Source organism: Motilibacter rhizosphaerae, assembly GCF_004216915.1.
In the GTDB taxonomy this organism is placed as follows: Bacteria; Actinomycetota; Actinomycetes; order Motilibacterales; family Motilibacteraceae; genus Motilibacter; species Motilibacter rhizosphaerae.
This window is the reverse complement of sequence record NZ_SGXD01000005.1, coordinates 241,531-260,869: the sequence shown is the minus strand read 5'-3', so window position 1 is coordinate 260,869 and position 19,339 is coordinate 241,531. Positions and strand designations below refer to the sequence as shown.

Genomic DNA, 19,339 nt, shown 5'->3' with positions numbered 1-19,339 from the left:
GGGTGGACATCGACACCTCCGGACATGACACCCTTCCGCACATGCCCACCACCTCCGTGCACGTCGCCGAGCACATCGCCCGCCCCGCGGTCGAGGTCTACCAGTACGTCTCCGACCCCGCGAACCTCGCGCACTGGGCGAGCGGGCTGGGCAACGGGGTGGAGCAGGTCGACGGCGAGTGGCAGCTCGACACCCCGGGCGGGCGCGCCACGGTCGAGTTCGCGCCGCAGAACCCCCACGGCGTGCTCGACCACCGCATCACGCTGCCCGAGGGCGTCGTCATCGAGGTGCCGATGCGCGTGCTGGAGCACGGTCCGGACGACGCGGAGGTCGTCTTCACCGTCCGCCCGCTGGCCGGGATGAGCGACGAGGACCTCGCGCAGGACGTGGCCGTCGTGACCGAGGACCTGCAGCGGCTCAAGGCGGTCCTGGAGGGCCAGCCGGTCAGCTGACCGCGCGGGCGTAGCGCTCGCCCAGCCGGCGTACGGCGTCGGCGAGCTCGAGGGAGTCGACGACGGTGAAGTCGCACCCCAGCGCCCCCAGCCAGAACGCGAGGTCGTCGGCGGTCCGTCCGCCGAGGCGGACGGTGCACCGCTGCTCCCCGGCGGGCTCGACGACGCCCCAGGGGCCGATGCGCTCGGCGACCTCCGCGGCGGGCGCCTCCATCACGACGGTCCCGACCGCACGCTGCTGGACCTGGCGGTTGCGCGCGGCGACGTACGCCGCGACGTCCTCCGCCGGCAGGGGGCGCAGCGCGAAGCGGTGGACGGAGGAGTGCAGTCCCTCCAGACGGTCGACGCGGAACGTCCGCCAGTCGTCGCGGTCGAGGTCGTAGGCGAGGAGGTACCAGCGGCGGCCGAGGCTCACGAGCCGGTACGGCTCCACCCGCCGGTCGGTGGCCTCACCGCGGGCGTCGAGGTAGCGGAAGCGGACGAGCTCGCGGGCGCCCGCCGCTGCGGCCAGGGCCGTGAGCACCTCGCCGTCGACGCGCGGCCCGCGTGGCAGGCTGCCGGCGCGGACCATGTGCGCCTGCAGCACCTCGACCTGCGCGCGCAGCCGCTTCGGCAGCACCTGCTGCAGCTTGGTCAGCGCCCGCAGCGCCGTCTCGTCGATGCCCTCGACCGCCTGGCCCGCCGCCGTGCGCAGGCTGACCACGACGGCCACGGCCTCGTCGTCGTCGAGGAGCAGCGGCGGCATGGCCGTCCCGGCGGCGAGCCGGTAGCCACCGACGGCCCCTCGGGTCGCCTCGACGGGATACCCCAGCTGCCGCAGGCGTTCCACGTCGTTGCGCACGGTCCGGGTGGAGACCTCCAGCCTGCGGGCGAGCTCCGGGCCCGGCCACTCGCGCGGGGTCTGCAGCAGCGAGAGGAGCGAGAGGAGGCGTCCGGCGGTCTCGGCCATGCCCGAGAAACTACTCCGGAATGAGGAACGGAACGTGCCGCATGCCGTCCTAGCGTCAGGGACGTCAAGCACCGGTCCGTACCGCCCGAGGAGGGCCCCTCATGACGACCACCACCTCCGACCGCCCGGTCCTCGCCGACCCGGCTCCCGCTGCCGACCCGACGAGCGCCGGAGTCGCGCACCCCTGGCTCGGCCTCGCCGTCGTGCTCGCCGCGATGATCGTCGACATCCTCGACTCCACGATCCTCAACGTGGGCGCCGCCTCCATCAAGCGCGACCTCGGCATGTCGAGCTCGGCCGTCGAGTGGGTCGCGGCGTCGTACACCCTGGCGATGTCCGTGGGCCTCATGACCGGCGGACGGCTCGGGGACCTGCTGGGGCGCAGGCGGATGCTGCTCGCGGGCATCGCCGGCTTCCTCGGCACGTCGATCGCCTGCGCGCTCGCCTGGTCGGGGCCGAGCCTCATCGCCTTCCGCGTGCTGCAGGGCCTCTCGGCCGCCGTGGTGACGCCCCAGGTGTTCGGTCTGATCCGCGACCTGTTCCCCGGGCCGCGCATGGCCAAGGCGTTCGCGGTGCTCGGACCCGTCATCGGCGTCTCGACCATCCTCGGCCCCGTCGTCGCCGGCGGCCTGCTCGACCTCGACCCGTTCGGCACCGGGTGGCGCTCGCTGTTCCTCATCAACGTGCCGGTGGCCGTGGGTGCGCTCGTGGTCGGGGCCTCGGTCCTGCCTGCGCGCCCTGCCGAGGCGCGCCAGGTGCGCTTCGACGTGCTGGGGACCGTCATGCTCGCCGGCGTGAGCCTGCTGCTCGTCTTCCCGCTGGTTGACGGCCGGTCCCTCGGCTGGCCGCTGTGGATCTTCGGGCTGCTCGCCGCGACGGTGCCCGTCCTCGCGCTGTTCGTCGGGCACCAGCGGCGGCGCGTACGGGACGGCAAGGACCCGCTGGTCGAGGTCTCCGTGCTGCGCAAGCGGTCCTACGTCTCCGGCGTGCTGTTCGTCATGGCGTTCTTCGCGGTCGTGGTGGGATTCCCCCTGACCGTGGGGCTCTTCCTGCAGGTCGGGCTCGGCATGACGCCGATGCACGCGAGCCTCGTGCTGTCCGCGTCAGCAGTCGGGGCGTTCCTCGGGACGGCGGTCGGGGCGTGGGCAGCGACCGCGGTCGGGCGCCCGATCCTCCACATCGGCCTTGTGATCATGGCGGTGGGCACGGGGATCCTGCTCCTGGCCCTGCACGGAGCGGCCGTCGGCGACGTGTCCACCTGGGACCTCGCGCCCGGGCTCGGCGTCTTCGGCCTCGGCTCCGGCATGATCTTCGTGCCGCTGTTCAGCATCGTCACCGGCGACATCGACGACCACGAGGTGGGCTCGGCGAGCGCGCTGCTCGAGTCGATGCAGCAGCTCGGCGCGTCGGTGGGCATCGCCGTGCTGGCGACGCTGTACTTCAGCAGCCTCAGCAGCGGCTCGCCCGTGCGGGCCACCGAGCGGTGCCTCGAGGTGACGCTCGCGTTCCTCGCCACGACGTTCGTGGCTGGGTGGTTCCTGCCGCGACGGGCGCGCGCGCACTCCTGAGCGGCGGCCCTACTGCCAGCCGTACTCCGCGCGCAACCGCTCGGCGACCCGGTCGAAGCGCACACGGTCGAGGACCGCGCCCTCGCGGCGGATCCCGTCCTCGTCGACCTCGAGCACCCGGTCGAGCCGCACCCAGCTCGGCCGGTGCTCGCGGTCCCAGCTGCCGGCGCCCAGGGCGAGCCAGCCGTGCTGGCCGTCCCGGGCGGACTGGCTGGAGAGCATGAGCCCCAGCAGCTCCTGGCCCTGCCGCCCGACGACGAGCACCGGCCGGTCCTTGCCCTGCGAGGCGTCCTCCTCGTAGGGCACCCAGGTCCAGACGACCTCACCGGGGTCGGCGCGGCCGTCGGGCTGGGGGGCGTAGTCGAGCAGCCGGGCCCCGGGGCGTACGGACCCCGTCGGCCGCACCCGCGGGTGCTTCCGCACGGCCGGCGGCGGCGCCTGCTCCACCTGGCGCTGCACGAGGCGCAGCAGCGCGCGCACCAGCGGGACCCACCCGGCCATCTGTCCTCCTGTCGACGGAGGTCAGCAGCGTACGGCGTTCCCGCTGCGCGCCCGCGCCGCCGACAGGAACGCCGCGTAGCTCCACGTCAGGTCGCGCACGCTCTTCTCGTAACCGGTGGTGCCGTCGAACTGCTCGCTCAGCTCGAGGTGGTCGGAGTGGTAGACGAGCGCGCGCATCATCCAGTCCCCGGCGTCGCGCAGCGCGGCGTACGCGTCGGCGGGAGAGCTCGCCGCCGTGATGCCGAGCGGCGCGAAGAACGGCGTCGACAGCGCGTCCAGCGGCAGGCTGCCTGAGGCCTGCACGGCGGTGGCGAGGCGGTAGTGCAGCTCCGCGACGTTGGCGGTGCACAGCGCCCAGGGGTGGCCGCCGACGACGTCCGGGTCGCTGACGTCGCCGTCGTAGTGGTCTCCCGGGTAGCGGCCGAACAGCGGCCCGAGGCCTTGCGCGGCGTCCGCCGCGTTGACCGGGTACGCCGCGGGCCCCTCGGTCCAGGTGGCGCGCAGCTCGGCGAGGGTGGCGAGCAGCCGCGTGTCGGTGAGCGGCACCGCGCCGTAGACCGCGGCGCAGACGATGTCGATGTTGGGGTCGTACCCGCCGGGGACCTCCCCGAGCACGCTGCGGTAGCGCGTCCCGTCCCAGTGCGCGTCGAGCGCGGCGGCCAGCCAGTCGGCCGCCTCCTGGGCGGGCGTCCCGGAGCGGCCCGTCGCCACGAGCTCGCGGAAGCAGCGCAGCTGCACGGAGCGCGCGAAGAACGACTGCCCGGTCACCTCTTCCCACAGGTTGGTCGTCGGCTCCTGGTAGTGCGCGAGCAGGAACTCCGTGTCGGTCGCGACGACCTCCTCGGCCGCGGTGGCCGCGTCCGCGTCGAGCAGGGGGAGTGCCTGCAGCACCGCGAGGATCCGCAGTGCTGGGCCGTCGCTCTGGTCGCTCCACGGCCGCGCGCTGGCGTCGATGCGGTAGGCCCCCCGGTGAAGCGGCGCCCCCGGCGCGGTCTGGCAGGCGCGCGAGAAGCGCACGTAGTCGGAGAGCATACTGCTGGGGGTGCCCGGGACTTGCTGCGCGGCAACGAGTTCGAACGCCGTGAGGGCCGCGTCGCGCGTCCAGTGGAAGACGTAGTCCTGGTCGATCGAGGACAGGTCGGCGGGGTACGACGGCGAGGCGATGATGCAGCCGGGCTTCGACCAGGTCTGCGTCCCGGGCGCCTGGAAGACGAACCCGTCCGTCGCGACGTTGCGGACCATGAGGCCGTACATGTGCTGGGCGACGGCGTCGAAGTCCGCGCCGGGCGGGGGCGCCGACTGCACCCGCTCGTACGTCGTGACCGGCGCGCTGCCGGAGGCGGGTGTGGTCACCGACGCAGCATGCTCCCGCTCCCACTCCCTCCACAACGTCGTGGGGCTGGTTCGCGCTATGACCCCGAACCAGCCCCACGACGTCGGGTGCCGGGGTGCCCGTTCGGGCGTCGGATGGCCTAGCGTCATGTCCTGTCCATCCGCATCTGTGATGGTGTGGCCCCGTCCGTCCTCCCCGCGTCCGCCAGGAGCTGCCGTGCCTCGTCCGTCCCTGACCGGGAGGCGCGCCGCGCCGCTCGCCGTCGCCGCCGGTCTCGCGCTCGTCGTCGCCGGTCCCGCCGCCGCCCCCGCGCACGCCGCCTCGACGGGCCTCGTGCTCGGCGAGGTCTACGGCGGCGGGGGCAACTCCGGCGCCACGCTGACCAACGACTTCATCGAGCTGGCGAACCGGGGGAGTGGCGCGATCAGCGTCGAGGGCTGGTCGGTGCAGTACCGGCCCGCGGCGAGCGGGAGCTGGCAGGTCACGACGCTGCACGGCAGCGTCCCGGCGGGCGGCACGTACCTCGTCCAGGAGGCGGCGGGAGCGGGCGGGACCACGGCGCTGCCGACCCCGGACGCCACCGGCAGTATCGCGATGTCGGGGACCTCCGGGGTCGTCGCCCTGGTGTCGTCGACTGCGCCGCTGTCCTGCACGACGGTGGCCGAGTGCGGCGCCGTCGACCTCGTCGGCTACGGGACCGCGACGCTGCACGAGGGGGGCGCTGCCCCGGGCCTGAGCGCGACGACCTCCGCGACGCGGCGCCCCGGGCCGGACACCGACGACAACGCCGCCGACTTCACCAGCGAGACGCCCAGCCCGCAGCCGTCGGGCGCCGGCGGGGGAACGACCCCGCCGCCCACGCCCGGACCGCTGCGCATCCACGACTTGCAGGGCACGGGCTTCGTGTCGCCGATCGACGGGACCGCGGTGACCAACGTGCCCGGCGTGGTCACCGCGGTGCGGAAGTCCGGCAGCAGCAAGGGCTACTGGGTGCAGGACCCGGCGCCCGACGCGGACCCCCGGACGAGCGAGGCGGTCTTCGTCTACAGCACGTCGCCGAAGGTCGCCGTCGGGGACTCGGTCCTCGTGAGCGGGACCGTGAAGGACTACTACCCGCTGAGCTCCGGTGAGACGGTCGCGACGACCTCGAACCTCTCCGTCACCGAGATCTCCGGCTCGACCGTCGCCGTCCTCAAGCACGGCGTGGCGCTGCCCGCGCCGGAGGTCATCACGCCGACGTCCGTGCCCGGCACGTACGCGCCGGACCTCGGCGGCGCGAACATCGAGACGGCCGGTCCCCTCGACCCCAGCCGCTCCGCGCTGGACTTCTGGGAGTCGCGCGAGGGCATGCGCGTCGAGCTCGACGACGTCCGCGTCGTCGGCCCCAGCAACAGCTACGGCGAGCAGTACGTCACGACGAAGCCCGACCAGGCGCGTACGCCGCGGGGCGGGACGCTGCTGACGGCGGAGAACGCCACGCCCTCCGGGCGGATCGAGCTGGCGACGACCGACGGCTCGGCGCTCTCGCTCGACGTCGGCGACTCCCTCGCCGGCCCCACGGTCGGCGTCGTCGACTACTCGACGTTCGGCGGCTACCTCGTCTCGGCGACCTCGCTCGGCTCCGTCGTCAAGGGCGGGCTGCAGCAGGAGGTCGCCACGCCGCAGGGGCGTCGCCAGCTCGCGGTGGCGACCTACAACGTCGAGAACCTCGCGCCCACCGACCCCGACAGCAAGTTCTCCCGGCTGGCCACGGGCATCGTCACCAACCTCGCGACCCCCGACGTCGTCGCGCTCGAGGAGGTACAGGACGACGACGGCGCCGTGGACGACGGTGTCGTGACCGCAGGGGTGACCGTCTCCAAGCTGGTCGACGCGATCGTGGCGGCCGGCGGACCGCGGTACTCGGCACGCTCCGTCGATCCCGCGAACGACGCCGACGGCGGGCAGCCGGGTGGCAACATCCGCATCGTGTTCCTCTTCAACCCCAGCAGGGTCTCCTTCGTCGACCGGGGCGCTGCTGACGTGGACCGGACGACCACCGGCACCGCCGTCACGGGGATCCTGCCGCGGCTGACGCTCTCGCCCGGTCGCATCGCCCCGACGGATCCGGCCTGGGACGACAGCCGCAAGCCGCTGGTGGGGGAGTTCCGCTTCCAGGGCAAGCAGGTCTTCGTCATCGCCAACCACTTCCGCAGCAAGGGCGGCGACCAGAACGCCGACGGGCGCTTCCAGTACCCGCAGCGCAGCTCGGAGGAGCAGCGCATCCAGCAGGCGAAGCTCGTCCACGACTTCGTCGCCTCGATCCTGCGCCGCGACCCGCTCGCCGCGACGGTCGTGCTCGGCGACCTGAACGACTACCAGTTCAGCCCGGCGCTGGCCGAGCTGCGGACCGGCTCGACCACGGGCAAGGGCCTGCCGATCCTGTCCGACCTCATCAACGGGCTGCCGGCGGACCAGCGCTACACCTACGTCTACGACGGCATCTCGCAGGTGCTCGACCACATCCTGGTCACGCCGGCGACGCGGCTGTACGGACCGGTGGACTACCAGGTCGTCCACCTCAACAGCGAGTTCAGCGACCAGGTGAGCGACCACGACCCGCAGGTGGTGCGGCTGTTCGGCTCCTGGCTCTGACGCCTCCCCCCAACGTCGTGGCCCTGGTGCGCGCTCTGGCACCGCACCAGGGCCACAACGTCGGGAGCCTCAGCGGAAGGACGTCAGCGGAAGGACCAGGTGCGCGCCCAGGTCCGCGCGGCGAGGGCGGCCTGGCCGCTGGGATTCGGGTGGAACCAGTCGATGGTCGAGAGCTCGGAGCGCTTGACGCCCGCGGCGAAGACCGCGCCGCCGTCCGTACGGCAGTGGGGGAGGGCCGCGCAGGCCTTGCGCAGCACGGCGTTGTACGCCACGACCCGTGCGCGCACCGCCTTCCTCCGCGCCTCGTCCGCCGGTGCGGTGGAGGCCGGGCGGGCGAGGAGCGACTGGCAGAGCCGCCATGTCGACCACGTCGAGCGCGCGTCCGCCACGCCGTGGGCCGCCTTCCACAGCGCGTAGACGTCGGGGATCGAGGCGACGAACACCCTGCTGCTGGCGATCTTCGCGAACCCCGCGGTGACGTCGCGCTGGAAGTCGGCCACGGGGGTCATCTGGTCGACCGAGGGCGCGCAGGCGTCGTTGGCGCCGATGAGCACCTCGACGTACGCCGCGCGCTGCGCGTGCGCGCGGGCCGCCTGCGCGGGCAGGTCGGACGCGGTCGAGCCGGTGGCGGCGTCGTTGTAGGCGCGTACGCCGTGGCGGAGCGCCGCGAGCCGCGAGGCGTGGCTGTGCACCGCGGGGGAGGTGCCCGTCGACCACGACACCGCCGGGCAGTCCTGCAGGAAGCCGCAGGCGTCGAACCCGCGGCTGATCGAGTCGCCCAGCACGGCGATCGACGCGGGGGCAGGCGCCGTGGGGCGGGCCGCGGCGCCGGCGGGCACCGCGTACGCCGTCGGCAGCAGCAGCGCGGCCACGACGGGGAGCAGCGATCGGCGCAGCGCCACGGGGTCCTCCTGGGATGTCGGATCGACGGGGGATGCACGACACGGGTCGTTCACCTGGATGTCAGCGTACGGTCGCCCGGCCTCCCGGTTGGTCGCCGATCATCCTCCGCATGCGACCGTCCGGGCTGACCCGCCCCCTCCTCGTCCTGTCCGCCGCCTCCGCGGCCTGCCTGTCCGCCACGTGCCTCGCGGGCGGCGCCAGCGCCGCCGCGCCGCTCCACGCCGCCGACGACTCCTACACGGTGCGCCACGCGGGCGGCCTCACGGTGAGCGCGTTCAGCGGCGTGCTGCACAACGACGCCGGCCCGGGCGCGCAGCTGACGTCGCACACCGACCCGGCGAAGGGCACGCTGCACGTGGCGGCGGACGGGTCGTTCACGTACGTGCCGCAGCCCGGCGCGACGGGCACCGACACGTTCACCTACACGGTCAGCGACGCCGTCTCGCTCTACACCACGCAGCTCGCGCCGCTCGCGACCATCGGTGGGGTGACGGTCACCGGCGGCGCGTACGGGTCCTCGCTGGCACCGGTGCCCGGCACGACCGACCAGTTCTACGGGCTCACCGACCGGGGGCCCAACGTCGACGGGCCCGGCGGGACCAAGGTCGAGCCGCTGCCCGGCTTCGACCCGGCGATCGCGAAGTTCCGGCTGACCTCCAAGGGGCTCGCCCGGCTGCGCGAGGTCATCCCGCTGCAGGACGCGTCGGGACGGCCGTACGACGGCCGAGTGAGCACCGAGGCCAGCACCGGCGAGACGATCACCGACCTCGACGGGAACGTGCTGCCTGCCACCCCCGACGGCTACGACTCGGAGGGCCTGGTCGCGCTGCCGGACGGGACGTTCTGGGTCTCGGACGAGTACGGCCCGTACGTCACGCACTTCGACAAGAGCGGCAGGCAGATCGGGCGGCTGTCGCCGTTCGACGGCTCGCTGCCGCGCGAGCTGCAGCGCCGCGTCCCCAACAAGGGCATGGAGGGGCTCACGATCACGTCTGACGGCTCCACGCTCGTCGGGATCATGCAGTCCGCCCTGCAGCAGACGCCGGACCTCAAGGCCAAGAACGTCGTGCCGCTGCGCATCGTCACCTACACGTTGAAGACCGGCGCGACGCACGAGTACCTCTACCTGCTGCACGACCCGAAGGCGAACTCGGGCGCGGTCAGCGAGATCACCGCCGTGTCGCCGACGCGCTTCATCGTCGACGAGCGCGACGGCGCGTTCCCGTCGGCCACCGGCTTCAAGCGGCTGTACACGGTCGACGTCTCCGGCGCGACCGACGTGGGTCCGGCGAGCACCGTGCCCGGCGCGGTCTACGACGGCGCCGACGGCGGTCTCCTGGTCGGGGGCAAGACCATCGAGGAGATCGCCGGCGACAAGGGGGTGACCGCGACCGCGCAGGCGAAGCTCGCTGCGGTCGGCATCACGGCCGGGACGAGCACGCAGACCCTCGACATCGACGCGGTGCTCGGCCAGCTCGACCCGACCTACAGGTTCTTCGCCCACGACAAGGTCGAAGGCGTCGCGACCACGGACGGCGGGCGGACCCTGGTGATCAGCAACGACAGCGACTTCGGGATCTCCGGCCTGACCGGCGCGACCCCGCCGTTCCAGCTGACGCCGAAGATCACGACCGCAGGCGTGCAGGACGACGGTGAGTACCTCCGCATCGACACGAGCAGGCTCGCCTCCTCGAGCGCCGTCGCCGCGGACCACACCTCGACCGCGACGGTGACGATCGACCTCGGCTGACCTCCCGCACGAGGGCCGGTCCGCGACTGCGGGCCGGCCCTCGCTGCGTCCCCGCCCCGCGCGTGCGAAGGTGCTGGGGTGCACACATCCGGCCGGTGGCGCCGTCCGCTCGCCGCGATGTTCGCCGTCGCGGGTACGGCGCACCTCCTGCGCCCGCGGCCCTTCGACGCGATCATCCCGCCAGCACTGCCGCACCCGCGCGCCTGGACCATCGGCAGCGGGATCGCCGAGCTCGCGCTCGCCTCCGGCCTGCTGACCGGGGACCCTCGGGTGCGCAGGGCGTCCGCGTACGCCGCGGCAGGTCTGCTCGTCGGCGTCTTCCCGGGCAACCTGCAGATGTGCTGGGCGGCGTGGCACGACCCTGACGCGGGCCGCGGATACCGGGCGCTCACGGTGCTGCGCCTGCCGGTGCAGGTCCCGCTCGTGCTCGCCGCGCTCGCGGTCGCGGGTGAACCGGCGGTCCCGCCCGTCGTCTCCTCCGTGGTGTGAAGAGGCTCCTCGCGCTGCTGGCCGTGTCGTCCCCGTGATCGCGATCGCGCCGCCCGCGTCGGCCGCTGCTCCGCCGTACCAGCTGACGGTGCGGTCCTCCGCCTCCCTGTCCGCGGAGCCGTCCAGCCTGCGGGCAGGCCGCTACGACGTCCGGCTCGTGGGCGCTGGAGGCAGCCGTCGCCGAGGGTCGTGACGACGCTGTCCCCGCCCCGTGGCGGCGCGGCGCGCTCGCGTCGGTGACGCTGCCGTGGTCGGGGTGGCTCCTCGTGAAGAACCCGTCGGCTGGGCCGCAGACGGTGACGATCATCAGGTACGGCGGCGTCTTCTCCGACCGGCAGTTGCTGAGGTTCGGTGGGGGCTACGAGGACTCGCTGTACCTCCAGACGCTCGGCGCGCACCAGCACCTCGTCACGCACTACCGGCTGGCCCCCGGGACCTACGTGCTGTCCAGCAAGGGCGCGGGGGACGGCGCGGTCCGCGTCACCGTGCGCTGACGGGTTGACCGGTGTGCGTGCCGGGAACCGGCCCGGTGACAGCAGGGACAGCAGGACCACGAGGAGGCAGCCATGAGCGAGAGCACCACGCCGTCCGGCCAGGACCGCGAGGGCGCGGAGGCCACGGTCCGCGACCTGCCTGGCGAGACCGCGCTCGGCAAGGTCGACCCGGCCACGGCCACGACCCCCGACGAGATCGGCCGCGACGCCGAGGAGGTCGCCCGCGAGAAGGGCTTCGGCAACCCTGGGGGCCAGTCCTAGCGGCCCAGCACCGCCACGAGGAAGTCCGCGGACGGGCTGTAGGGGCGCAGGTCCCACGTGGAGAGCAGCAGCTCCTCGCGCAGGCCGGCCTCCCGCCCGTCGGCCCGGAACTCCTCGAACGCGTACCCGCGTCCCGCGCCGAACCCGACGACGAGCCGACCGTCGTCGGCGAGGTGGTCGCGCAGCCGGCGGAGCACCTCGACCCGCGTGCTGGGCGCGAGGAACGCCGCGACGTTGCCCGCGCAGACGATCGCCGCGAAGCCCGCGCTGATCCCGAGCGCGGGCAGGTCGAGCTCGGCGAGGTCCCCGACGAGCCACTGGCCCTCGGGGTGGTCCTCCTGCGCCGCTGCGACGAGGACCGCGTCCCCGTCGACGCCGATGACGGTGTGCCCGGCGCGCGCGAGGTGGCCGCCGACGCGGCCCGTGCCGCACCCGGCGTCGAGGACCCGCGCGTGCCGCGGCAGCATCGCGTCGACCAGCCGCGCCTCGCCGACCACGTCCTCACCCTCGGCGGCGAGCCGGCGGAAGCGCTCGACGTACCACTCCGAGTGCCCCGGACTCTCCCGCAGCCGCCGGGTCCACAGGTTCTCCTCCGTCACGGGCCCATCGTCGCACTGCGCCTACGCTCTCGTGCCATGCTCCCGCCGCCCGTACGCGCCCTGGCCGACGTCGTCGAGGCCGCCCTGGACGCCGCGCTCGCCCACGACCCCGACGCGCTGGACACCGCGCTCGCGCGGGTCGCGGTCGTCGGCCCCGAGCAGGCGGGCCGCGTGCTCGGCGAGCTGGCGCGTCGGCTGCTCGAGGAGCAGCACGCCGACGGGCTCGACTCCGACGACGTGCAGGCGGTCGTCGTCCGGGTCTCGCGCGCCGCGGGGGAGTGGCTCCCCGACATCGACCCGTACGCCGTGGTGGCCGCCGTCGCCGGCGCGCTGGGCGTGCACCTCGAGGAGGAGTCCCCGGTCCCGCCGCCGTCCGTGACCCGGCACGGGGTGCTGCTGGTGGCCGAGCTGCTGGGCGGGCGGCGCGTACGTCCCCTCCTGCACGCCACGGTCGAGGACATCGCCCGGGCGGAGGCGCAGGAGCAGCCCTGACCCTCCGGCGACGGAGTGCTTGACCGCGGCGAGCAGCAGCGGTCTAATCAACTATGGACCTAGCACAAGTCGCGCCATGATCGAGTTCTACCTCGACGGGCGCTCGGGCGTCTCGCCCTACCTCCAGATCGTGCAGCAGGTCCGCCACGCGCTGCGGCTCGGGCAGCTGCACGAGGGCGACCAGCTGCCCACGGTGAAGGACGTCGTCAGCGTCCTCGCCATCAACCCCAATACCGTGCTCAAGGCCTACCGCGACCTCGAGCGCGAGGGGCTCGTGCAGGCCCGGCCGGGCATCGGCACCTTCGTCACGCGCAGCCTGACCGGCAGCTCGCACGCCGCCCTCGGGCCGCTCCGCCAGGACCTGCGCCGGTGGTTGGCCAAGGCCCGTCGGGCGGGGCTCGACGACGAGAGCATCGAGGCGCTGTTCCGCAGCACCTCCCGCGCCATGGCCGAGGAGGAGATCGCATGACCGACGTGCTGCGGGCCGAGGGCCTCGGCAAGGAGTACCGCCGCCGCTGGGCACTCCGCGACTGCACGCTCTCCGTCCCTGCCGGCAAGGTCGTGGGGCTCGTCGGGCCGAACGGCGCGGGCAAGAGCACGCTGCTCAACCTCGCCGTCGGCCTGCTGCGGCCGTCCGAGGGCCGCATCGAGGTCCTGGGCGACCGCCCGGGCGGGAGCCCGGAGCGGCTCGGCCGCGTCGGCTACGTCGCGCAGGACACGCCGACCTACGCGCGGCTCAGCATCGCCGACCACCTGCGCCTGGGCGCGCGGCTCAACCCGAGCTGGGACGCCGGGCTCGCGGCGGAGCGCGTGAGCCGCCTCGGCCTGGACCCGTCCCGACGGGCCGGCAGCCTCTCCGGCGGTCAGCGCGCGCAGCTCGCGCTCACCGTCGGGGTGGCCAAGCGGCCGGAGCTGCTCGTCCTCGACGAGCCCGTCGCGAGCCTGGACCCGCTGGCACGACGGGAGTTCCTCCAGGACCTCATGGGCACCGTCCCTGAGCACGGGCTGAGCGTCATCCTCTCCTCGCACCTCGTCTCCGACGTCGAGCGGACCTGCGACCACCTCGTCGTCCTCGTCGACTCCCGGGTGCGCATCGCCGGCGACATCGACGACCTCCTCGCGACGCACGTCCGGATGACCGGGTCGCGCCGCGACCCGCTGACGCTGCCGCGGTCCCAGACCGTCGTCACCGCACGCCACACCGAGCGGCAGACCACGCTCGTCGTCCGCAGCGAGGAGCAGGTCCTCGACCCCTGGTGGACGGTCACCCCGCTGACCCTGGAGGACCTCGTCCTCGCCTACATGGCGCCCACCGACGAGGTCGACACCGCGCCCCGTCCCGCGCTGGAGGTCCAGCGATGACGTGGCTCACCTGGCGCCAGGCGCGCCTCTCCCTCTGCTCGGTCGCCGCTGCCGCGGCTGTCGTCGTCGTGCTGCTCGTGCTGACCCGGCCCGGTCTCATGGACGCGTACGCCCTGCAGCACAGCACCTTCCTCGACCGGCTGCAGTCCGTCCGCTCCGACCAGTCGCTCTACCTCGCCGGCATCGTGGCGCTCTACCTCGTCCCCCCGGTCATCGGCGGGTTCTGGGGCGCGCCGCTGGTCGCGCGCGAGCTGGAGGCGGGGACGCACCGGCTGGTCTGGACCCAGGGCGTGACGCGGACGCGCTGGCTCGCGGTGAAGCTCGCGGTCACCGGGGGCACGGCCCTCGCCGTGACCGCCGTGCTGGCCGTGGTCGTGCAGTGGTGGTCCAGCCCGATCGACCTCTCGGTCGACCGCGGGCACGCTGCCGGCCCGTTCAGCCTGCCCCGCATCTCGCCCGAGCTCTTCTCCGCGCGCGGCGTGGTCCCCGTCGCGTACGCCGCCCTCGCCCTCGTGCTCGGGGTGGCCGTGGGGCTGGTGCTGCGGCGCACGGTGCCGGCGATCGGGCTGACGCTCGTCCTGGTCGCCGCCGTGCAGGTCGTCATGCCGACGCTGGTGCGCGAGCACCTCGCCCGGCCGCAGGTCAGCAGCATCCCGCTCACCCTGACCGACGTCGACGGCCTGCGGGGGCGCGGCCCCGACGTGGTCGACTCCTACATCGTGCGCACCCCGACGGCGGGCAGCTGGACGCTGTCGGACGCGACGGCCGGTCCAGGTGGCACGCACCTCCAGCGGCTCCCGGCGAGCGCGAACTGCTTCCCCACGCCCCCGGACCCCGGGAGCCCGCCACCGACCACGCGGCCCAGCAGGGCCGACATGCAGGCGTGCTTCGCGCGGATCACCGCGGAGGGCTACCGCCAGCGCATCGTCGCCTTCCGCGCCGGCAGCTTCTGGACGCTGCAGTGGCGCGAGACCGGCCTGCTGTCCGGAACCAGCCTGCTGCTGCTGGGCTTCTCGTTCTGGCGGGTGCGCCGCGACCTGACCTGACCCGTACGCAACTGGTGGTTGCGCTTCTGCCCGGCACGGTCTACCGTCATCCGCAACCACTAGTTGCAGGAGGCGGTCATGGAGCTCGGCACCCTCGAGCGGGAGATCTTCATCGCAGCGGAACCGGACGTCGTCTTCGCCGTCGTGAGCGACCCGGAGCACGTCCGGCGCTGGTGGCCGGACGAGGCGGCGTACGAGCTGGTCCCCGGCGCGCCCGGCCACATCGCCTTCGGGGACGGCGACGGGCGCAAGGTCGCGGGCTTCTCGGTCGTGGAGGCCCTGGCGCCGCGCAGCTTCTCGTTCCGCTGGACGCAGGAGGTCGGCGAGCCGGCGGAGGTGGGGAACTCCATGCTGGTCACCTTCGAGCTGGTGGCGCGCGACGGCGGGACCCTGCTCCGGCTCACGGAGACCGGCTTCCGCGAGCGCGGGTGGAGCGAGGCCGTCGTGGCCGAGACCCACGCGGACCACTCGCGCGGGTGGGACTTCTTCCTGTCGCGGCTGCCGGGCTACGTCGCCTCGCTCGGGGTGGAGGTGTGAGCCCCGCGCTGCTGGACGTCGACGACGAGCTGTGGTCGGCAGTCGGCGACCCCACCCGCCGGCGGATGCTCGACCTGCTGCTGGCGGCAGGCGCGGGCACGGCCACCTCGCTGAGCGCGCAGCTCCCGGTCACGCGCCAGGCCGTCGCGAAGCACCTCGTGGTCCTCGACCGGGCCGGCCTCGTTCGGGCGAGCACCGCCGGCCGGGAGAAGCGCTACGCCGTGGATGAGCCCCGGCTGGAGCGCGCGGTGGCCCAGCTGTCGTCGGTGGGCTCCGCGTGGGACGCGCGGCTGCGCCGCATCAAGGACATCGCCGAGGCTGTCGCGCAGCGGCAGCAGGACTGACACCCTCACGGAAGGACTGCGAGCATGGACATCCTGCACCGCATCGGGGTACGCACCTCGAGCCCTGAGCAGGTCTGGAACGCCCTCACCACCGTCGACGGGCTCGCCCGCTGGTGGACCGAGGACACGACCGGGAGCGCCGAGCCCGGCGGGACCCTGCTGTTCCGCTTCCCGCCGGTCGGGGGCTTCGACATGGAGGTCGTCGAGGCGCAGCCGGGGGAGCGCCTGACCTGGCGGGTCGTCGACGGCCCCGCCGAGTGGGTCGGCACCACCATCGACTGGAGGCTGCGCCAGGACGACGGCTGGACGATCGTGCTGTTCGAGCACCGGGACTGGCGCGAGCAGGTGGAGTTCATGAACCACTGCAGCACGAAGTGGGCGACGTTCCTGCTGAGCCTCAAGTCCCTGGTCGAGGACGGCAAGGGCGCTCCTGCGCCCGGCGACGTGCAGATCAGCGACTGGCACTGAGTGCGTCCAGGCATCGGGCAGACTCGGGCCCGTGCCCACCCTCGCCGCGCTGCTCCGCTACCCCGTGAAGAGCGCCCGCGCGGAGCGCCTGTCCTCCGCCGCCGTCGACGCCGAAGGCCTGCGCTGGGACCGGCAGTGGGCGTGCCTCGACGCGGTGGACGGCACGGTGGGCAGCGCGAAGCACCCCGGGCGGTGGGCGTGGCTGCTCGAGGTGGGCGCGACCACCTCCGACACGGGCGAGGTCGTGCTGCAGGTGGCGGGAAGTTCTGTCGTGGCAGGCACTCCTGCCGCGGACACGGCCCTGACGGCGCTCGTCGGGCGGCCCGTACGCCTCACGACCACGCCGCCGGCGACGCCGCGCCTGCACCGGCAGGTGCCCGACGACCCCGACCTCATCCCCGAGTGGATGGCCGACGTCGAGCCCGGCAGCGAGGTGCTCAGCGACGTCCCCGGTGCCCGCGCCGGCCGCTTCGTCGACTTCGGCGCGCTGCACCTCGTGACGACGGGCGCGCTCGCGCAGCTCGCGTCCCAGGCGGGGCGGGCGGACGTCGATCCCGTGCGCTTCAGACCCAACCTCGTCATCGACGCGCCGCGCGACCCCGAGCCCGGAGAACGGCTGCGCGTCGGGGACCTCGTCCTGCAGGTCGCCTCCCCGACCGTGCGCTGCGTCGTCCCGGGGCTCGACCCCACCGGAGCGACCCCGCCCGACCGTGAGCTGCTCGCCACGGTCGCGCGACACCACCGGCGGGTGGTGCCGGGAGTCGGCCGGGGCGCGTGCTTCGGCGTCTACGCCGAGGTGCTCGAGCCGGGCAGCGTCGTGGTGGGGGACCCCGTGCTCAGCGGATGACGCCCTGCGTGATCTCCACCGCGAGGTCACGCAGCTTGCGGTTGGCGTGCTGGGAGGCCCGCGCGAGCTCGGCGAAGGCGTCATCCGCGCTGCAGCGCCGGGCACCCATGATGATCCCCTTCGCCTGCTCGATGACCGCCCGCGAGGCCATGGCCTCGCTCAGCTGGCGCGCCTGGTCGAGGGCGCTGGCGTAGGACGTCGCGTTGGCGATGACGACGGCGGCGAGCTGAGCGACCCGCTGGCTGAGGGCGACGACGTCCGGGTCGTCGAAGGCGTGCGTGCTCGTGGAGTAGACGTTGAGGCCGCCGATGGTGCTGACCTGCACCGGCAGCGGGACCGACAGCGAGCTCCCGACGCCCTTCGCGGCGGCGGCGGGCGCGTACGACGGCCAGCGCTCCTCGGTCGCCATGTCGCTGACGACGAGGACCACGCCGGCGCGGGCGGCGTCCATGCACGGGCCGGCCCCACGTTCGTACTGGAGCTCGTCCGCGTCCAGCGCGAGCTGCCCCGTGTGCGCGGCCGTGAAGGCACGTTCGCCCTCCAGCAGCGTGAGTGACACGTCCTCGGCAGGTCCGATCGCCTCCCGCGCGAGCGCGGTGACCCGCGCCAGCACGGCGTCGCGCGGCTCATCGACGAGCACCGTCGTCGCGAGTTCGTCGAGCACCTGGTCGGTCGGTCGCACGACCGCCTCCTGCCCTCGACCCCGCCGGCTCATTCGCCTGTCGGCGACAGTCGTACGGGGCCGGGTCGGGGCACGTCGGCGGGCCCCGCGTGCGAGCATCGTCGACGCCGCGGACGAGCCGTCCGGGAAGGTCAGGCTGCTGCTGCCGCGCTGAGCACTCGTCCGCGGGGCGCAGAGCCGAACCCCTTGAGCAGCAGCGTGACCCCCAGTGCCAGCTCCCACCCCGCGACCGGGAGCGCGGCCACTCCGGCGACGGGCGAGCCCTGCTCGTAGGCGCCGCACGCGATCGCGACGTCGCTCGCGAGGAGCAGGGGAGCCCCGGCGAGCCCGAGCAGGGGGATCCAGCGCGGCACGAGCCCGTTCCGCAGCAGGACGGTGCCGAGGCAGCAGGCGCTGATGACGGGCATCAGGCTCTGGCCCAGCAGGAAGGTGCCGTCGTAGACCTCGACCAGCACCCGCTGGGCGACGCGGAGCGACTGCACCTCGTACGCCGCGCGCCCGTCGCGGAGCGAGACGACGGCCAGCATGCTGGTGACCCCGACGAGGATGAGCGCGGCCTCGACGACGCGGGCGGCGAGGAACCCGACCGCCGCTGTCTCGGAGTGCCGACGCAGCAGCGGGAACAGCGTCACCGCGGTGGCGGCGCAGGTCACCGCGAGGGCGACCTCGAGCAGTGCTGCGGTGACCACGCCGGTGGGACTGCCGGCGCCGAGGACGAAGTCCGCGTGGTCGCGCACCGCGGCGTACAGGGCGAGGGTGGGGACCGACGTGATGAAGGTCAGCAGGTAGAGCGCCCCCGCTGTCCTGGCCCTCGTGCGATCGCCCACGTCCATTCCCTCCGTCCGAGGTGTACGCCGTACACCTTCGCGGCAGACCCTAGGTGTACGCTGTCCACCTCGTCAAGCAGGAGAGGGCGCCCATGGCCGGCCGCACCCGGGAGCCGCTGAACCGCGAGCGGGTCCTGCGCGCTGCTGTGGCCCTCGCCGACGACGTGGGGATCGCCGGTGTGAGCATGCGCCGGCTCGCCCAGGACCTCGGGGTGGTCCCGATGGCGCTCTACAAGCACGTCGCGGACAAGGAGCAGCTGCTCGACGGCATGGTGGATGCGGTCATCGCCGAGTTCGCCGTGCCGGAGGACGGGCTGGGGTGGAAGGACGCGGTGCGCGGGAGGGTGACCGGCGCGCGGGCTGCCGTCCTGCGCCACCCCTGGGCACGCACCGCGATCGAGACGCGGACCCGCCGGTCGCCCGCCGTGCTCGGTCACATGGACGCCGTCTCCGGGGCGTTCTTCTCCGGTGGGCTGTCGGCGGACCTCGTGCACCACCTCATGCACACCCTCGGCAACCGCATCTGGGGCTTCAGCCCGGAGCTGTTCGACGCTCCGGAGGACGGCCCGGGTCGCGAGCTGACGGAGGCCGAGCAGCAGGCGATGGCGACGCAGTTCGCCCAGCAGTTCCCGCACATCCTGCAGATCGCCGTGGCGGCGACCGGCGGCGACCTCTCAGGAGTGGGTGGTGGGTGCGACGAGGAGTTCGAGTTCGCCTTCGCGCTCGACCTCGTGCTCGACGCGGCCGAGCGGCTGCACCGCGCAGGCTGGAGCTCGCGAGCGCGCGAGACCGCGGGCTGAG

At 73.8% G+C, this 19,339-nt stretch carries 23 protein-coding genes; 16 read left to right on the top strand and 7 right to left on the bottom strand.

The window, feature by feature from the left end:
- Positions 1-41 precede the first annotated feature (41 nt).
- Positions 42-452, top strand: coding sequence for an SRPBCC family protein (locus tag EV189_RS17985; RefSeq protein WP_130494376.1), 411 nt, complete (start codon positions 42-44; stop codon positions 450-452).
- Here the strand turns inward: EV189_RS17985 and EV189_RS17980 are convergent.
- Positions 445-1,401 (bottom strand): helix-turn-helix transcriptional regulator, encoded by a 957-nt coding sequence (locus EV189_RS17980; RefSeq protein WP_130494375.1) that lies wholly within the window; start codon positions 1,399-1,401, stop codon positions 445-447. The two genes, EV189_RS17985 and EV189_RS17980, sit on opposite strands and share 8 nt — an antisense overlap.
- A 101-nt stretch (positions 1,402-1,502) precedes the next feature.
- On the opposite strand from EV189_RS17980, the gene EV189_RS17975 reads away from it, so the two are divergent.
- Entirely contained in the window at positions 1,503-2,969 is a 1,467-nt protein-coding gene (locus tag EV189_RS17975; RefSeq protein ID WP_130494374.1) for an MFS transporter, read from the top strand.
- Between the two features lie 9 nt (positions 2,970-2,978).
- Here EV189_RS17975 and EV189_RS17970 read toward each other — a convergent pair whose 3' ends face one another.
- Both EV189_RS17970 and EV189_RS17965 read right to left on the bottom strand, forming a co-directional pair.
- Complete coding sequence (locus EV189_RS17970) at positions 2,979-3,470, bottom strand: type II toxin-antitoxin system PemK/MazF family toxin (protein ID WP_130494373.1); 492 nt, start codon at positions 3,468-3,470, stop codon at positions 2,979-2,981.
- A gap of 21 nt (positions 3,471-3,491) precedes the next feature.
- Positions 3,492-4,823: a glycoside hydrolase family 15 protein gene (locus EV189_RS17965; RefSeq protein ID WP_165400374.1), complete on the bottom strand. Its 1,332-nt coding sequence runs from the start codon at positions 4,821-4,823 to the stop codon at positions 3,492-3,494.
- Positions 4,824-5,019: 196 nt separating this feature from the next.
- Between EV189_RS17965 and EV189_RS17960 the strand changes: the two genes are divergently transcribed.
- Positions 5,020-7,437, top strand: coding sequence for an endonuclease/exonuclease/phosphatase family protein (locus tag EV189_RS17960; protein ID WP_231116539.1), 2,418 nt, complete (start codon positions 5,020-5,022; stop codon positions 7,435-7,437).
- An 83-nt stretch (positions 7,438-7,520) separates the two neighbouring features.
- On the opposite strand, the gene EV189_RS17955 is transcribed toward EV189_RS17960, so the two are convergent.
- Positions 7,521-8,339: a GDSL-type esterase/lipase family protein gene (locus EV189_RS17955; RefSeq protein WP_130494370.1), complete on the bottom strand. Its 819-nt coding sequence runs from the start codon at positions 8,337-8,339 to the stop codon at positions 7,521-7,523.
- Between the two features lie 110 nt (positions 8,340-8,449).
- Between EV189_RS17955 and EV189_RS17950 the strand changes: the two genes are divergently transcribed.
- The 4 genes from EV189_RS17950 to EV189_RS17935 all read left to right on the top strand — a co-directional run bounded on the left by EV189_RS17950 (position 8,450) and on the right by EV189_RS17935 (position 11,334).
- Positions 8,450-10,090, top strand: coding sequence for an esterase-like activity of phytase family protein (locus EV189_RS17950; protein ID WP_130494369.1), 1,641 nt, complete (start codon positions 8,450-8,452; stop codon positions 10,088-10,090).
- Between the two features lie 117 nt (positions 10,091-10,207).
- Entirely contained in the window at positions 10,208-10,579 is a 372-nt protein-coding gene (locus EV189_RS17945; protein ID WP_130494455.1) for a DoxX family protein, read from the top strand.
- A 236-nt stretch (positions 10,580-10,815) separates the two neighbouring features.
- Positions 10,816-11,073: a hypothetical protein gene (locus tag EV189_RS17940; protein WP_130494368.1), complete on the top strand. Its 258-nt coding sequence runs from the start codon at positions 10,816-10,818 to the stop codon at positions 11,071-11,073.
- Between the two features lie 72 nt (positions 11,074-11,145).
- Positions 11,146-11,334 carry a hypothetical protein gene (locus tag EV189_RS17935; protein WP_130494367.1) on the top strand — a complete coding sequence of 63 codons (189 nt, stop codon included), beginning with the start codon at positions 11,146-11,148 and terminating at the stop codon, positions 11,332-11,334.
- Here the strand turns inward: EV189_RS17935 and EV189_RS17930 are convergent.
- Positions 11,331-11,933, bottom strand: coding sequence for a class I SAM-dependent methyltransferase (locus EV189_RS17930; RefSeq protein ID WP_130494366.1), 603 nt, complete (start codon positions 11,931-11,933; stop codon positions 11,331-11,333). The genes EV189_RS17935 and EV189_RS17930 overlap by 4 nt on opposite strands.
- 36 nt (positions 11,934-11,969) lie before the next feature.
- Here EV189_RS17930 and EV189_RS17925 point away from each other — a divergent pair, with 36 nt between their 5' ends.
- The 8 genes from EV189_RS17925 to EV189_RS17890 all read left to right on the top strand — a co-directional run bounded on the left by EV189_RS17925 (position 11,970) and on the right by EV189_RS17890 (position 17,029).
- The gene (locus EV189_RS17925; RefSeq protein ID WP_130494365.1) at positions 11,970-12,425 is read left to right on the top strand and encodes a hypothetical protein; all 456 of its coding nucleotides are present in this window, start codon (positions 11,970-11,972) and stop codon (positions 12,423-12,425) included.
- Between the two features lie 76 nt (positions 12,426-12,501).
- Positions 12,502-12,894, top strand: coding sequence for a GntR family transcriptional regulator (locus EV189_RS17920; RefSeq protein ID WP_130494364.1), 393 nt, complete (start codon positions 12,502-12,504; stop codon positions 12,892-12,894).
- Positions 12,891-13,787 (top strand): ABC transporter ATP-binding protein, encoded by an 897-nt coding sequence (locus EV189_RS17915; RefSeq protein WP_130494363.1) that lies wholly within the window; start codon positions 12,891-12,893, stop codon positions 13,785-13,787. Before EV189_RS17920 ends, EV189_RS17915 begins: the two co-directional genes overlap by 4 nt.
- Positions 13,784-14,833: an ABC transporter permease subunit gene (locus tag EV189_RS17910; RefSeq protein ID WP_130494362.1), complete on the top strand. Its 1,050-nt coding sequence runs from the start codon at positions 13,784-13,786 to the stop codon at positions 14,831-14,833. The genes EV189_RS17915 and EV189_RS17910 overlap by 4 nt, the downstream gene beginning before the upstream one ends.
- Positions 14,834-14,911: 78 nt before the next feature.
- Complete coding sequence (locus tag EV189_RS17905) at positions 14,912-15,370, top strand: SRPBCC domain-containing protein (RefSeq protein WP_130494361.1); 459 nt, start codon at positions 14,912-14,914, stop codon at positions 15,368-15,370.
- Complete coding sequence (locus tag EV189_RS17900) at positions 15,367-15,714, top strand: ArsR/SmtB family transcription factor (protein WP_130494360.1); 348 nt, start codon at positions 15,367-15,369, stop codon at positions 15,712-15,714. Before EV189_RS17905 ends, EV189_RS17900 begins: the two co-directional genes overlap by 4 nt.
- A gap of 24 nt (positions 15,715-15,738) precedes the next feature.
- Positions 15,739-16,182 (top strand): SRPBCC family protein, encoded by a 444-nt coding sequence (locus EV189_RS17895; protein WP_130494359.1) that lies wholly within the window; start codon positions 15,739-15,741, stop codon positions 16,180-16,182.
- Positions 16,183-16,213: 31 nt separating this feature from the next.
- Entirely contained in the window at positions 16,214-17,029 is an 816-nt protein-coding gene (locus tag EV189_RS17890) for an MOSC domain-containing protein (protein WP_130494358.1), read from the top strand.
- On the opposite strand, the gene EV189_RS17885 is transcribed toward EV189_RS17890, so the two are convergent.
- Entirely contained in the window at positions 17,019-17,711 is a 693-nt protein-coding gene (locus EV189_RS17885; RefSeq protein WP_231116538.1) for a GAF and ANTAR domain-containing protein, read from the bottom strand. The genes EV189_RS17890 and EV189_RS17885 overlap by 11 nt on opposite strands.
- A 131-nt stretch (positions 17,712-17,842) precedes the next feature.
- Positions 17,843-18,544, bottom strand: coding sequence for a DUF4386 domain-containing protein (locus tag EV189_RS17880; RefSeq protein ID WP_130494356.1), 702 nt, complete (start codon positions 18,542-18,544; stop codon positions 17,843-17,845).
- 86 nt (positions 18,545-18,630) lie between these two features.
- On the opposite strand from EV189_RS17880, the gene EV189_RS17875 reads away from it, so the two are divergent.
- The gene (locus EV189_RS17875) at positions 18,631-19,338 is read left to right on the top strand and encodes a TetR family transcriptional regulator (protein ID WP_130494355.1); all 708 of its coding nucleotides are present in this window, start codon (positions 18,631-18,633) and stop codon (positions 19,336-19,338) included.
- Position 19,339 lies beyond the last annotated feature (1 nt).

Bases quoted from the DNA above. Each gene is read 5' to 3' on its own strand.
- EV189_RS17905 (WP_130494361.1), top strand. From the start codon at position 14,912: ATGGAGCTCGGCACCCTCGAGCGGGAGATCTTCATCGCAGCGGAACCG.
- EV189_RS17950 (WP_130494369.1), top strand. From the start codon at position 8,450: ATGCGACCGTCCGGGCTGACCCGCCCCCTCCTCGTCCTGTCCGCCGCC.
- EV189_RS17935 (WP_130494367.1), top strand. From the start codon at position 11,146: ATGAGCGAGAGCACCACGCCGTCCGGCCAGGACCGCGAGGGCGCGGAG.
- EV189_RS17975 (WP_130494374.1), top strand. From the start codon at position 1,503: ATGACGACCACCACCTCCGACCGCCCGGTCCTCGCCGACCCGGCTCCC.
- EV189_RS17980 (WP_130494375.1), bottom strand. From the start codon at position 1,401: ATGGCCGAGACCGCCGGACGCCTCCTCTCGCTCCTCTCGCTGCTGCAG.
- EV189_RS17915 (WP_130494363.1), top strand. From the start codon at position 12,891: ATGACCGACGTGCTGCGGGCCGAGGGCCTCGGCAAGGAGTACCGCCGC.
- EV189_RS17945 (WP_130494455.1), top strand. From the start codon at position 10,208: ATGTTCGCCGTCGCGGGTACGGCGCACCTCCTGCGCCCGCGGCCCTTC.
- EV189_RS17895 (WP_130494359.1), top strand. From the start codon at position 15,739: ATGGACATCCTGCACCGCATCGGGGTACGCACCTCGAGCCCTGAGCAG.
- EV189_RS17985 (WP_130494376.1), top strand. From the start codon at position 42: ATGCCCACCACCTCCGTGCACGTCGCCGAGCACATCGCCCGCCCCGCG.
- EV189_RS17875 (WP_130494355.1), top strand. From the start codon at position 18,631: ATGGCCGGCCGCACCCGGGAGCCGCTGAACCGCGAGCGGGTCCTGCGC.
- EV189_RS17970 (WP_130494373.1), bottom strand. From the start codon at position 3,470: ATGGCCGGGTGGGTCCCGCTGGTGCGCGCGCTGCTGCGCCTCGTGCAG.
- EV189_RS17910 (WP_130494362.1), top strand. From the start codon at position 13,784: ATGACGTGGCTCACCTGGCGCCAGGCGCGCCTCTCCCTCTGCTCGGTC.
- EV189_RS17880 (WP_130494356.1), bottom strand. From the start codon at position 18,544: ATGGACGTGGGCGATCGCACGAGGGCCAGGACAGCGGGGGCGCTCTAC.
- EV189_RS17920 (WP_130494364.1), top strand. From the start codon at position 12,502: ATGATCGAGTTCTACCTCGACGGGCGCTCGGGCGTCTCGCCCTACCTC.
- EV189_RS17925 (WP_130494365.1), top strand. From the start codon at position 11,970: ATGCTCCCGCCGCCCGTACGCGCCCTGGCCGACGTCGTCGAGGCCGCC.